The sequence below is a fragment of the Rosistilla carotiformis genome (assembly GCF_007753095.1).
Taxonomy (GTDB): Bacteria; Planctomycetota; Planctomycetia; order Pirellulales; family Pirellulaceae; genus Rosistilla; species Rosistilla carotiformis.
Map to the genome: position 1 here is coordinate 5387260 of NZ_CP036348.1, position 13824 is coordinate 5401083.

The 13824-nt window shown below is 56.7% G+C and carries 12 protein-coding genes; 3 read left to right on the forward strand and 9 right to left on the reverse strand.

The features are described 5' to 3' along the window. Positions 1 to 2: 2 nt before the first annotated feature. The gene (locus Poly24_RS19490; protein ID WP_145099396.1) at positions 3 to 431 is read right to left on the reverse strand and encodes a type II toxin-antitoxin system VapC family toxin; all 429 of its coding nucleotides are present in this window, start codon (positions 429 to 431) and stop codon (positions 3 to 5) included. A gap of 511 nt (positions 432 to 942) precedes the next feature. Continuing rightward, complete coding sequence (locus Poly24_RS19495) at positions 943 to 1998, reverse strand: cytochrome c family protein (protein ID WP_145099399.1); 1056 nt, start codon at positions 1996 to 1998, stop codon at positions 943 to 945. 438 nt (positions 1999 to 2436) lie between these two features. Here Poly24_RS19495 and bcp point away from each other — a divergent pair, with 438 nt between their 5' ends. Then, positions 2437 to 2916 (forward strand): thioredoxin-dependent thiol peroxidase, encoded by a 480-nt coding sequence (gene bcp, locus Poly24_RS19500; protein ID WP_145099402.1) that lies wholly within the window; start codon positions 2437 to 2439, stop codon positions 2914 to 2916. Between the two features lie 49 nt (positions 2917 to 2965). On the opposite strand, the gene Poly24_RS19505 is transcribed toward bcp, so the two are convergent. From Poly24_RS19505 to Poly24_RS19530, 7 genes are all read right to left on the reverse strand, one after another. After that, on the reverse strand, positions 2966 to 5173 hold the full coding sequence (locus Poly24_RS19505; RefSeq protein ID WP_145099405.1) for a DUF1549 and DUF1553 domain-containing protein: 2208 nt from the start codon (positions 5171 to 5173) through the stop codon (positions 2966 to 2968). 142 nt (positions 5174 to 5315) lie between these two features. Beyond that, complete coding sequence (locus tag Poly24_RS19510; RefSeq protein WP_231753234.1) at positions 5316 to 6770, reverse strand: SWIM zinc finger family protein; 1455 nt, start codon at positions 6768 to 6770, stop codon at positions 5316 to 5318. A gap of 302 nt (positions 6771 to 7072) precedes the next feature. Next, positions 7073 to 8602, reverse strand: coding sequence for a GIY-YIG nuclease family protein (locus Poly24_RS19515; RefSeq protein WP_145099408.1), 1530 nt, complete (start codon positions 8600 to 8602; stop codon positions 7073 to 7075). Continuing rightward, on the reverse strand, positions 8599 to 8772 hold the full coding sequence (locus tag Poly24_RS27950; RefSeq protein ID WP_449314252.1) for a hypothetical protein: 174 nt from the start codon (positions 8770 to 8772) through the stop codon (positions 8599 to 8601). The genes Poly24_RS19515 and Poly24_RS27950 overlap by 4 nt, the downstream gene beginning before the upstream one ends. Continuing rightward, the gene (locus Poly24_RS19520) at positions 8690 to 9292 is read right to left on the reverse strand and encodes a helix-turn-helix transcriptional regulator (RefSeq protein WP_231753235.1); all 603 of its coding nucleotides are present in this window, start codon (positions 9290 to 9292) and stop codon (positions 8690 to 8692) included. Before Poly24_RS19520 ends, Poly24_RS27950 begins: the two co-directional genes overlap by 83 nt. Before the next feature lie 400 nt (positions 9293 to 9692). After that, the gene (locus Poly24_RS19525; RefSeq protein ID WP_145099410.1) at positions 9693 to 10472 is read right to left on the reverse strand and encodes a M90 family metallopeptidase; all 780 of its coding nucleotides are present in this window, start codon (positions 10470 to 10472) and stop codon (positions 9693 to 9695) included. A gap of 11 nt (positions 10473 to 10483) precedes the next feature. After that, positions 10484 to 11137, reverse strand: coding sequence for a BON domain-containing protein (locus Poly24_RS19530; RefSeq protein ID WP_145099413.1), 654 nt, complete (start codon positions 11135 to 11137; stop codon positions 10484 to 10486). 253 nt (positions 11138 to 11390) lie between these two features. On the opposite strand from Poly24_RS19530, the gene Poly24_RS19535 reads away from it, so the two are divergent. Together Poly24_RS19535 and Poly24_RS19540 are read left to right on the forward strand one after the other, a co-directional pair. Next, a complete protein-coding gene (locus Poly24_RS19535) occupies positions 11391 to 13301 on the forward strand; it encodes a hypothetical protein (protein WP_145099416.1) in 1911 nt (636 codons plus the stop codon). Positions 13302 to 13429: 128 nt separating this feature from the next. Beyond that, positions 13430 to 13822, forward strand: coding sequence for a hypothetical protein (locus Poly24_RS19540; protein WP_145099419.1), 393 nt, complete (start codon positions 13430 to 13432; stop codon positions 13820 to 13822). The last annotated feature ends 2 nt before the right edge of the window (positions 13823 to 13824 follow it).

Below are 13824 nucleotides of genomic sequence, written 5' to 3' on the forward strand. Positions count from 1 at the left end.
ATTCAGGCAGCCGTCCAATCTTCGAACCGCAGGTTCGGCACTCGAACAAAATCGACGGTGTTGCGAGTCAGCAGGGTCAGATCGTTGGCGATCGCGATCGATGCGATCCGCAGGTCCATCGTTCCAATGCGAATCTTTTGGGACCGATATGAGGCAAAGACTTTGGCTGCCGCGTCATCAAAATCGGCCAACTGCACGTCGGAGAACTCTTGCAATGTTTCTCTCAATCGCTGATACGCTAAAACAACGCTCGCATCGGTCTTTGCTTTGGCAATCAAACTGGTCCAACCACGAAAACGTTCGTGAAATGTAACGATCGACAGAAAGACATTCTCTTCGGGCACGCTTTGAAGGCGGCGTATCAGCTGCTCAAACGAGTGACCTGTGGCACGCTGCAAGACACTCACATGATCGGTGTCCAGAAGAAACACTAGTCTTCGTACTCCATCTGATCCGTTTGCCGAGCTTCACGCCCCAGGCGGTCCATTTCATCGAAAACCGGATCTTCCTTATGTGAACCCACGAGCCTCTTTATCCACCCCGCCCGCGGTGGCTTCCGATCTACAATCTCGCGAAGCTGAACCATTTCTTTCTCAAGTTTGGCTATCCGCTCTTCGACCTTCGTTAGCGTTTGTCCCATAGTTTCGTCATCCTTCCCGCGTTACCGAATTGGAGTCTAGTAGAGAGGACGGATTTTTTTATTAACCGCGTGGGCATCGCACCACGTTTTTGAGGGCCGCACGCCCCAATGAGCTCGCGGTTAAACGAGGAAATACAATACGACTGACCTCTCCCATCATACCACGCGGCAATCGACATCGTGCAGCCGTAACCTGCACGAAGGATTTGAGTGGATCTTGCCGTGCCAATGAAAAAAGCACGGCGGAGTCCTTGGTGGGACAACGGCCGTGCTTTGTTCGACACTTGGTGGATAGCTAGCGGCTATCGCTGCTGTAGCCAACGTTCTTCGCCCGGTACGTAGGGCTGGATGGCTGTCAGTTCGGCGCCGGTATGTTCTTCGGCAAACTGATAACCGAGCTTCGCGATCTTGTCAGCCGCATCGTTCAGCGCGTCGGCATTGTTGATGCTCAGCGGCACCGACATGTAGGTTTCGATGATCTCTCGCAACAGAGGAATCTGTGTCTTTTTGTAGACCGAGGCGAGGCGTTTGGCGACTGCCGAGGCACGCTTTGCAACGGTGTAACCGTAGGTGCTTTTGGAGGTCGCATTGCTGGTGGCTCGCAAGCTGAATTCCAGATCGGCGATCATCCCGCTAACGAACAACAGATTCAACTCATCGGCCGTGTGCTTGGCGTTGTGAGTTCCGCCGCCGGCCAAGAAGCGATGTCGTACCATTCCTTCAGACCATGAGACCATTTCGAAATCGAGGCTGCCGCTGCTGTGTCCGCCGACGTTGACTAGTTCCTCATCGGGAACGGTGTGGCACTTCATACAGCTTTGCGCCATCGTGTAGATGTTGTGCGGATTCCGCATCCCGGCGGCGATACTGTCGGCGATCCGTTTCTCGCGATGCTCTTTGGATTCACTTTCACGCGTGATCCCGGCGCCGCCATAGTTGTAATGGAGATCGATCCAGTTCTTTGCAGGCCCGTGGCACGATTCGCAAGAGATCCCGGAAATCGCGGAGACTTCGCCGTTCTCCGTTTTCTGCGTGTAGTGGCACGAGATGCAACGGCCGTCGTATTTGATCGACGAAACGCCCAACTTCTGCGCGATCTGCTTCGCTTCGGGACGACGATGCAGTTCTTCGAACGTTGCGTAGTGAGGCGTTCCCTTCCAAACTTCGATCTCGTTGGGATGGCACTTCGCGCACGTGGAGTACCCGAGCACCAGGTTCGGATCCATCGGCGTGATCGCGGGTGGAACATGTCCGGTCTGATCGCCACGCGTTGTGCCAAAGACAGCTCCGGCAACAACGAACAACACGATCACCCCAACAAACACAACACGCTTGTGGCAAAGACTGGCAAACAACACGAACGACTCCCGCTACAACGTCATGAATGGATTCGATGGAATGGGCAGAAATGCCAAGGAACCCTACGTTACGGGTGTTGTCGGAACAAATCAGAGGCAGGGAAATTTGCTAGAAAGCGAAGCCACGCCCGCCATCTTCGGCCGTCGCGCAGCGGTTCGACGCGCGGTCGCACCGATTGTTCCAGTCATTCCGTTGCGCGTTCCCAGCGAAGCAACAAGCCGATCGTTCCAGCCAGCCCCACGGTTCGCTGCACACATCGGCCGTCTGCATCGTCGCCCGCCTGCTTTTCGGATCGCCCGAACGCGCCTAATATGGGCGTGCAGCGTCGCCGCAAGGCTTCGCCGCCATCCCCAAAACAACTCGAAACCAACCGCTTGCAACGCCCACCTCTTTCCAGAACGCGTTGCGATATCTAACAACTTCAAGGAACATCACTCATGTCAGACTGGATCGAAGCAGGCCAGAAGGCTCCCGCGTTTCATTTGGCTAGCGACGAAGGGGGCAAGATCCGTTTGTCCAGCTTGAAGGGGAGCCCTGTGGTCCTCTACTTCTATCCCAAAGACGACACGCCCGGTTGCACCAAAGAAGCGTGCGCCTTCCGCGATCGCAGCGAAGAGATCAAGGAATTGGGTGCGACCGTGTTGGGCGTGAGCCCCGATGACACCGCTTCGCACGCCAAGTTCCGCACCAAATACGAACTCAACTTTCCGCTGTTGGCCGATCCCGACCACAAAGTCGCCGAAGCGTATGGAGCGTGGCGAGAAAAGAACATGTACGGCAAAATAAGCATGGGAATCCAACGCTCGACATTTGTGATCGATGCCGAAGGCAAAGTGGCCAAAGTTTGGAAGCGTGTCAAAGTCGACGGTCACGATCAGCACGTGATCGACGCGATCAAAGCATTGACCGAAGCTTAATCTTCGTCGCGAAGAGATTCCTTGGCGCGAACGACAATCGTCTCGTTCGCTATCGCCGGAACAAAAACTCTTTGGCGTTCAGCAGCGCCCAGGCGAGGTCTTCGACGGCGGTACGTCGATCCGACGCGTTGTCGATCAACTGCGCCGCCCGTTGGCGTTCGGCGTCGCTCGGCGGACGTGTCAGCGCGGTCCAGTAGAGTTCATCGGCGATCTCGGCTCCGCTGAGTTCCGATGCCGCCAAGCGGGCGATCCGGTTGCTGCGCGACGCCAGACGTTGATTCAGTCCTTCGCCGATCAACATGAAGACCTGCTTGAGCGTCGTTTCGTTGGAACGTTCGCAATCGCAGGCCAGGATCCGCTCCGGTTTGCCAAACGTTTTCAAGAACCGATCCCCCAACTGAAGCCTCGCGTCCCGTTTGCGCCGCTTCTGAACACCGGGAATCTGCGTCGCGCGAATCCCCTTGGGATACCCATCAAACGCTGCTGGATCGTCCAACACATCGCTCTGCAAATCGAGCAGCACTTCAGCCGGCAAGCGTCGCACGATCGCGTGGGAGTAACTGGTTTGATCGTGCGCGTTGGTGGCGTTGGGGAGCGCCGACAACTGGTAGGTCTGCGAGTTCATGATCTCGCGGACCACCGCGCGGAGATCGAAGTTCTGTTGCACGAAGTGATCGGCAAGATACCGCATCAGTGGCGGGTTGCTTGCGGGATTGGTCAATCGGAAATCGTCGATCGGATCGACAAGCCCGATCCCCATCAGGTGATACCAGATGAAGTTGACCTGCGACTGGGCGAACAGTTCGTTGTCCTCGGTCGTCAACCAATCCGCGACCGATTGCAAACGATCCTTGCGCGCCTTTTCATCTAACGTCGGTCCGCCCAAGAACTTCGGGGGAGCGACCTTGCCGGTCGTGGGATTCTTGACTTCCGCCTGCTTCGAGACCAGCACGACCTGTTCGCCGACAAACTCGTTTTTGTCCAGCTTGTCCTTCCGTTTGTTTTCCCCCAGTTCGTAATCGAGCTGCGAAAACAGACTCGACCACTGGTAATAATCGCTCTGCGTCCAATGATCAAACGGATGGTTGTGGCACTTGGCACACTGCAGCCGCGTTCCCAAGAACAGCCGCGCCGTCGTCTCGCCACGCGTCGCCGGATCGCGATTGGCCCGGTAGTAATTCGCCGCGGGCTGGTCGTACGTGCTGCCAACTCCCGTCACAAGGTCGCTGACAAATTCAGTCCAAGGGCGTCCCGATGCGATCGCATCGCGAATCCAGCCATGAAAAATCTCGACACCGTTTTCATCGAGAACCTTCTCTTCGGTTCGCAGGACGTCGGCCCACTTGAGTGCCCAGTAGTCTGCAAATTCAGTCCGCGATAACAGCTCGTCGATCAGACGCCGGCGTTTGTCCGATCGCGTATCGCTTGCAAACTGTTGTGCCTCGGTCGCCGTTGGAGCTCGTCCGATCGCATCCAAATACGCGCGGCGGATGAAGACGTTGTCATCGCACAGCGGCGACGGATTGATCCGCAGACGTTTCAGTTTGTCCCAGACGAAACGATCAATCGAATTATTGATCGGTGGCGCGTCCCAGACGAATTCGGGACGGGCATCGATGAATGCGATCGAGACCGGAACTTGCATGTTCAAATAGCGAACGATCAGCGTGGTTTCGCCTTGGGCGAGTCGAGTGACTCGGCCGCCGGGGCTGATCTCCGCGATCAAGTTCGACAATTCATAGCAGGCGCGATCGGTGACATCGCGCGACGTGCCGTCGGACAGTTGCGCGATAACCTTCAATTGCAGATCGGTCTGCGGCGCGGCGACGACAGCTTCCGGTGGCGTCACATCCAACTGGATCACATGAGCGGCATCGGGCGAAGGTGCCGGAGCTCCTTGTTGCAACCACTCTTTGATCACGCGGTACTCCTGCGAATCGGCATCGAAGCGAATCCCGCCGCGATGCGCCGCAGCCCCCGTCGCCTTCTGCAGGATCAAACTCGCATCGGGAGCCAACACGTTGACGCGTCGGCCGCGCGCTTCTTCGACCAGAGTCCGGAAGTCATCGCGTGGATTCTGTCCACGCAGCGACAGCTTCAGCCCCCCTTTGCCATTGAGATTGCCGTGGCAGGTTCCCAGATTGCAGCCCGCTTTGGACAACACCGACATCACATCGACAGCAAACTCTGGCGACTGAGCAGGCAGCGAACCGGCAGCAACGATCAGCAATAGGGCAATGGGAAGGCGAAACATCATGAAAACGCTGGCAGGATGGAGTTGGGGGGAGGCACCGTCGGGGGAGGATCTATGATAACGCCTCCCCCTGCTCGGTTCTACTTGGAATTCGCTCCGGCAGCGTTTGCATTGGTCCCCAACAAGGGCTGACCGATTGAACTGCTTAAAACGTCAATCGGAAGACTTGGCTGGCGGTCACGATACTCAGTGGTTTCACTCGCAGCGTACGGGCTCGCAGGTCGTGATGGAAGCGGCCGATCAAGGTCTGGTTTTGGAACATCTCCGGCGGCAGCAACTGCAACAAATGACAACTGGCCGGCTCTTCGGCCTGTCCCGTTTCGGTGAACACGATCCGCGTCTTGGCGGCATCTTCGACGACCAGATCGTCGCCAACCTTGCCGATCTGAGCATAGTTTAGTGCCACGATCGGTCGCCGGTCAGCCAGCGGCGACTTCAGATGCGTCTTGATCGTCTTCAGGATGGTGGCGAAATCGCTGTGCGCGTGCCGGCGGACGGCTTGCAAATCGGAAGCCTCAACGGGGCGTGGCGTGAGCGCGTCCCAACGGATTCGCGGATTGATGTCCCCCGGATATAGGCAGAGTTCAGGAACTTGAGCGATCTGAAAAAAGCTGTCCTCCGCTTTGACAAATTTCAGGGCTTTGTAAGGCCGGAAATTTAGAGTCAGTCCGATCTGGCCGTCCCCTAGATTCATCCAGATTCCGGTGTCGACAAGTTCCCGCCGCGCGATGTCGTCGTAGGAGTTGAAGGCGAGTTGAATCAGTTCGGCATTTTCTTGAACCAGCCCCGCCTCTTTTAACTCACGTAACTGCCACGCATGCCCCAGCCAAGCCGCAATCGTCGACTGCGTCTCCGCGGCGAGTTCGGGGTCGGCCAGTCGATCGTTCAGATAGCTGCGGCCGTTTTTGATCAACGCGTTTAATTGAGTCAATTGATCCAACGCCTGGCTGTAGATCGCTTCGCGCTGCTGTGGTGCGACCGAGGAATCAAAGCCGCCGTCGTCGCCAGAGAACAGTTTCGTATAAGCGTGCAGCGCCGATTGGGCGCCGGGCAGATAGGCGTTCCCCAGTTGTTTGGCTTGTTGTTCGATGTTCTTCGCAGTCTTGGCGTTGGTGTTCCCCATCCCCGTGCGAATCAATTCGTGAGTCAATTGTTCCAGCAGCGTCAGGCCGTCCAATTGAGCTTGGATCTTCTTCTTTAGAGCCGACTTGTTGACCTTCCGAGGCTTGGTCGCATCGGCTTTCTTTTTCTCCACCCGCTGTTCCAACTTCTCCCGCTTGGCGGCAAGGTCTTCGGGAACCGAAGCCACAGCGAATGGCTTGCCGTCGGTAAAGGCATACATCAGCCCGATGCAATGCTTACAGGGAAACTGACGGCTGGGACAGGAGCAGCGGTAGGTGACTTTGCCCGGCGTGATGAAGTCGCACGAGCAGTGATAGTTCGTCCGTCCGCTGCCGCTACACTCGCCAAACAGGATCGTCTCGTCATCGCTCTTATGCAGCGCGACGAACTTTCCTTTGACCAACAAACCGCGCCCGTTACTGATCGCGTTACTGTTGGGCGCCTCCGAATCTACAAACGTTTGGTCGATTGAAATCATGGGGACGATCCTTCGAGAAGCAGAGCAGGGAAAAGGGGGACGAACCAGCCAGCACGAATTTTTCTAGTTTAACCACGTGGGCATCGCCCCGCGCGTCGTGCCAGGTGTAGTCTATGTTTTAAGCTGATTCGCCTAAACTCCAACGCGGACTAGCCCTGGCGGGCGTGCATTACGCCCCGTAGTCCGCTGGGCAAGTAATCCAGTTTGTGGCTGTCTCCAAATCGCCCCTTGCTTGTGGACGATAGATGTCTAAGAAGTTTTCGTAAACCAACATAGGGATCCGAAACCGTTTACGCCCCTTTTCATGCATTGGCAGTATCTGCTTCAGACTCATAGGTCGAATCGATCATATCTCTGTCTTCGTCGGTCATCGCAAGTGTTGCGTGATATTGATCGGCTTCGGGTTCGATCGTGAATGGACCCGCAGTGAAGGGGATGGTGTGTTGTTCGTCGTCTTGCAGGCCTTCGACGAGATCAATGATCTCTTGAATCGAGACGCGGAAGAACTCTTTGCGTAGGTTGACTCCGTTGACTCTGCGATCATGGAACGCGCGATGGAGGGCGTTTTCCAAAGCCGGCGCATTGGAACTTTCCAGCATCATGTGGACGTCGAACGGGAAGGGAACCGATGCGTCGCCAAGTTCTTTGATGCGGTCCATGGGATCAAGTCGCCTCGACATTCCGATCTTGAAGACTTGATCGCCGAAACTGCCGATGTTGCTAATCACGTACACGTGCCCCGATTTGGTTTGCTGAGCCATCGACAGGGCGCGTTGGCCCTTCGACTCGGCTTCCTGCAGTCGACGTCGTAATTCTTCCACTTCAGCGGAATGCTCGTCTTGAGTTTGTGCTAACGCTTCCGCCAAGGCCTTTTCAATGGCTTGGCGTTCCGCGGCGATCCGTTTCATTTCGCGTTCGAGTTCTCGTTCGGCTTTTTGTTCTTCTTTTATTTGTTCTCTAATTCGTGCCTGCTCGGCCCGCTGAACTTCCTTGCGAACGGCTTCTGCATAGTCTTCCTTTAGTTCTGCTTTGACGGACTCATAAATTTCGGGAGCAACCGGATATCCTTTCTTGCCGCAAAACTCGACCGCTTTTTCATACGTCTCAAGCATCTTGTGGTAGTTGTTGGAATTGAGTTTGGATTTGATTCCTTTGCGAACTTCGGTCAGATATCTGGTTGCGATTGCTGCGGCGGCGGCCTCGTACGAGGCGATCTCGGTCTTTGCCTCGTCCATTGCTTCTGACACGCGAACTTGAACAGCAGACCATTCATTGGCGGCATTCTCGCGATCGGTGGCCGCATCGGCCAATAGTTTGGCATGCTGTTGCTGAATCGTCGCGGTTTCCACAGCGATGAGTTGTTCAAAATTCGATTGAAAACCGTGGCATTGCTGTACAAGTGCGGTCTGTTGGCGATGCAATTGTTCCGCCGTTTGCATCAGGTCGCGATAGGATTGCCGCAGTTGGTTAGTTTTGGTGCCGTGATCTAACCAGTACGCGCCCCCCGCAAGTCCCAGTACGAAGGTAGCACCTGCAACGATGAACAACCCGATGGAAATCCCCGAGAACGCCGCGCCGATGAAAGCAATTGCTAGGGCGACAACTGCAACTAAGCCAACCAGTTGCACCTTGGGTTGACTCAACGGAGTGCCGGAGCCGACAAACTCGACCAATACAGGGGGGAGCTCGGGCCGGACGTTGAAGTAATCGACGAACAGCACGCGGGTCTTGCATTTCGGGCAGATTTGCGGGGTCGCAAACCTTTGTTCCTCCGCAGTAACCTTCGTTTTGCACTCGGGGCAATAGCGTGTGACTTTTTGTGGTTCGTTCATTTCCTCATACTCGCAGCATTGTTGATTCGTGAAGGTGATTCGCTCGTGTAGCGGGCGAGCATTGGCTGAAGTTCATCGGCGACTTCTTTACCAAGTGACTCGGGTTCGATGACATCGGCGGCTGGGCCGAAGCTGAGGATGTAGCTTTTGATTTCGATCGTGCCGGTCAGCGTGACAGGCTCGATCGAGCAGGCTGAGCGGTTGGCGATGAAGGTCGCTCCGCTCTCTCCAATCCCCAGCGTGATTGCGTCGAGTACTCGGTCGCTCGTGGCAATTCCCATCCCCTGGCGAGCAGAGGAGCCACGGGGAGATCCGCTCAAAATAATCGGCTCGGTTGCCGCCAAGTGCGACTCGGATCTTCTCAAATGCCGAGCGAGAGGCGTCGCCGATCAACATGTGTTCGAAACCGCTGGTGCCGGCCTGGCAGATCATCAACGAGAACGCTTCGTCGTAGGTGAACCGCACCTGCTCGATCGCATCGCGGGACAAACTGTAGGTCTTGCGACCGTTCTGCTCCGCGTACTCTTGAATCGCGAACGGGAGCTGACGCAGCCCCGCGATGTCTCGGCGGACCGTTTTCTCACCGACGCCCAATGATTTCGCCAGCGTCTTGATGGTCTCGTCGCGTCGTTCGAGCGCAATCAACCGAAGTAAACGAGGATGACGCGTCCGCTGCGTTCCCATGCTCATCAACCAAACCTCGCTTCCAGGCCGTCATGGCTCACCGCTATACCCCATGTGTGCATTGCGCACCCCAACAAAACGCGTCGACAAGAGTATAACGGAACATTTACCCGGTAGAGGGGGTGGTGGACATAGCATGTCCAGGTGGGCGGATTCTGGGAGTCGGGCAATCGCTCTGTCGGGGCAGAAATCAGGAAAAAGAGAAGTCCGGAAGGGGACAGCCACAAATTGATGGGCAAAGTGTGGCGATCCCTGAATCGGCTGATTCCAAATCGGATAGCGCAAATCAAGAAGGTCAGCACCCTCTGACGCGAATTCCTGAAGAGCGAACTCCCGCCGATCCGTCCGCAGGATCGCAGCGGATCCCATTGGTCAGGGCGGAATGCTTCATGCCGGCGAAAGCTGTCTAGCCGTCGAAACGCGCGGCGGGATTTTGGCGATAGTATTGCGAGAAGATCTCGTACAGTTCCGGATGTCGGGCGCGGAACGATAGCGGGCGTTCGAAGAAGGTTTCGGTAGCGACGGCGAAGAATTCGCTGATGTGTTCGGCACCGTAGCTGTTGATCACGTGAGAGCGTCCGTATTGGCAATCGGATACCAATTGCTCGTACTCGCGCTCGATGAGCGTCTGCCAGCGGTCGAACTGAGCTTGCGTTTCCAGTGGCGGCGTTCCGTCGACGACGCGTCCGTTGAGCATATCCAATTGGTGTGCAAATTCATGCAGCACCAGATTGTTGCCATCATTGTCGCGGTCGCCATCTTCCAAAACATCGGCCCAGGAAAGGATGACTGGGCCGCGATACCAGGCTTCTCCCTCGCGATGCGAGACGCCTTCCATCAGGACTCCCGATCCGATCGACGTGTGACTCTTGGCCGTATAGACATCGGGGTAGACAAGGATCGATTGAACCATGTCGAAGAATTGGTCGGTGAAACCGAGGCACAGCAGGCTGATATGAGCTGCAATCGTGACCTGAATCTCATCGTTCATGGTAAGGCCCTTGCAGCCTTCCCAATTTTTTTCCGCGATGAAAACGAGCGCGTCCGATTCGAGCTTGGCTCGCTCGTCGTGGTTTAAGCGATGCACATATGCGACATTGCGATCGATGATCTGCGACCAATCGCTGCGCATCGGTTGGCGACGGATGCGGTCGCGCCGCCGCTGTGCAATCCAGCTAAAAATCATCGCGGCGTCGCCTATTCAGCCGTACCGGGTGGGATCAGTTCGCCCATCCCTTCGACGATCAAGCGGTTGTCGACTTTCGAAACGCCCGGTTCCAGCCGCATCAGCATCTCGGCCATGCGACGATCTTTTTCCGTCTTCACGTTGCCGGTCAACACGGCGGTGCGGTCGTTCATTTTCAAACGAACTCCCGTCATGCGAGCGGCAACGGGCAGATTGACCAAACGATTTTGAATCGTCGATTGCCGCGAAGCGACACTCGGACGGTCGACTTCGATTTCGCCACGCAGACGCGTGCGGAAGGTTTTCTGGTTCGATTGCGACTGGCCTTGAGCCCCCGCACCAAACAATTGATTGAACGCCCCGCCAAAGGCTCCCCCCATCGCACCGCCACCCAGCGCGGTCGATCGCGCCCCGGTGGTACCTTGAGCCGCTTGGCCTTGAGTGCTGAAGGCCGGGACGGTGCTCCCGGAGGCACCGATCGTGCCATCGCGCTGCACGCCCCCGGCAAACGCCGACTCCACGTCGATCGTCGCCAGTTCGCCACCGGCGACTTGTCCGGTCGTCGACAGGTTTCCACCCGCATTGCCGGCGTTGCCTTGAGCGTGGACGCTCGCGACCAATCCAGGTGCTGTCAGCAGGATGCTGATGGTGATCAGATGCTTCATCGGGTCGGGCTCGAAATGCGGTTTGAAACTTATACAACCATCGTACTCATGATTTCGGCTGTAACGAACATGCCGCACAAACTTGCGGCCTCAGTAACCGATTGTATCGATTATCGCAAAGATACCAAAAATTATTCTTACACCGGCCAAGTACGGCAATAACTCCACGAATAGAATGAATTCACGCGAGCACTCCCCCCAAATTGAGATCGCTCCACTCGATAACTCAAATCTTCCAACAGGTGGCCTTCGAATGTACTCCTCCGTCCGCTGCGGGCTCTCCGCATGCCTGCTATCGCTGTTGACCGTGTCGGTTTCGATGGGCCAGTCCGATCCGCGGCCGACCGCCCCGCGGCTGCTGCCGAGCGAATCGTTGGCCTATTTCCGGATCGACGATACCGCCGCTTACCGCCAGATCATGCGAGAATCCGCCGCCGGGCGAATGGCTGCCGATCCGCAAGTCCGACCGCTGGTATCCCAAGTCTATACAGGGGCGCAGGATTTGATCGCCAACATGAGCGAGCAGCTGGGCGTGACGCTGGACGAATTGCTATCGATCTCTCAAGGGGAGCTTTCGGTCGCGTTGGTTCCAACCGATGCCGAAGCGAGGCTCCAACGAATGAAAGAGGCTCCCGTCAACGGCGATGCCACGGAAAACACGCCCAAAGTTGACGATGAGTCTCCCGAAGCGATTCGCGAGCGACTGCAGCAAAAACGTCGCCAACAGCGACTGACCACGCGGCTCTCCTTTGGCATCGTTGCGATCATCGAATCGGGAGACCAAACGCCCGTGCTGCGTCGATTGTTGGAGACCGCCGAAGGACAGATGACAGAAAACGGCTTCCAACGGACCGTGGCAACCGAACAGAACGTCGAGATCGTTTCGTTGCAGATGGGCAATCGCCCCCAATCGATGCACTATCTCGTCCACGACGACACTTTGGTCATCGGCAGCGAGCTCGATTCGGTTCGCGAGATCTTGATGCGCTGGAAGGGTTCATTGGACGACGAACGTCTGTCGGGCAATTCGAACTTTACGACCGTGATGAGCCACTGCGTTGGGACCGAAGAGACGCGACCTCAGCTGACTTTCTACGTCGATCCTTACGGTATCCTCGACAAAGCAACCGCTTCGGGGAGCGGGGCGGGGATGTTCTTCTTCATCGTTCAAAATCTGGGACTCGAGGGAATCAAGGGAGTCGGTGGCAGTATTTTTACCGGCGGCAAACGCTTCGAATCGATATCGCACATGCACCTGTTGCTGGATCCGCGTCGCGGCGGGGTGCTGTCGGTCGTGCGACCGCAACAGGGCCCCGTCGGACCGCCAAGCTTTGTCCCGTCCGATGCCACGGGTTTCATGGCGATCAACTGGGAGGTCGAAAAGTCGCTGGATGGTGCGCGACGTGTCTACGATCAGATCCGTGGTGCAGGCAGTTTTAACGAAGACATCTTTGGGAAAGCGAACCGCCAGCTGAAAGTCGATCTGCAGACCGACCTGATCTCGCAACTGACCGGCCGCTTCACCACGTCGCGATGGATTGAAACGCCAGCCCGATTTGGAAGCCAAGTCAACTTGTTCGGCGCTCAACTAAAAGATCCCGTTGCCGCGGAGGAGACGCTCGGCAAAGCGATGGCCAACCTGCCCGACTGGAATGCGGAAAAGTTTGCCGGAGTGACGCTGTACGCCGGACGCGAGGCGAAGATTCCCGAGTCGATGCAAGAGTACATGCGTCGCGGCCAACCACACGTTGCGATCGTGGGAGACCATCTGGTCTACACCGACAGTCGCCAGTTCCTGGAGCAGGCGATCAAGACCGAAACGGGGAGCGGCCCGGGACCGATCTCGAATCTGATCGAATACGATTTGATCGCCGGCGAACTGTCGGGCCAATTGGACGGTCGCCCGCCGTTCATGTTCTCTTTCACCCGTCCCGAAGAATCGTTCCGAGCTGTCTACGAAATGCTGAAGGCACCGCCGATGCGTGAGGGACTGCGTCGGCTGGCCGAAAACAATCCGGTCGCCAAGATGTTCCACGATGCCTTGGAAGACAACGACCTGCCGCCGCTTTCGGTTTTCACCCAATACATGGCCCCCGCCGGTTCGTTCGCCTACGACGATACCAGCGGTCTGCACATGGCCAGTTTTGGGCTGAAGAGCGAATAGGGCGATCGCTGCGGGGGGATTGGGGCTGCGATCGAGAACCGATCCGATCTGTTCAACCGCACCTGGATCCGGTACGTTGAATTTGTCCGCCCCATGAAGCCCATTACCTCCCACATACGGCTAGTGCCATGAAAGCTTTCTCTGTCGCGTTGATCGGTCTCGCCGTTTTGTTAACCGGTTGCGAGGAGTCGCAGTCGCAGAAGTCGGGAAAATCCGATGGCATCGATATCAAATGGCCTGGAGGCGGGTTCTCTTACGATGCGGAGAACGGTGTTCAGGTCGATGCACCGGGCGTCGATGTCGATGTGAAACCGGGACAGCGTGTCGACGTGAAAGCCGGTGGCGTCGAAGTCAATCACGAATCGGGACGTGGCGTCGACGTGAAGACACCCAACGTGAAGGTCAAAGCGAATCGCGATGGCAACGTCGAAGTCGACACGCCACGGGTGCGAGTCGACCGCGGTTCGGATGGTTCCCTGGATGTGTCGACTCCCGAATCTCGCAACCAAACCGAACTGTAGCA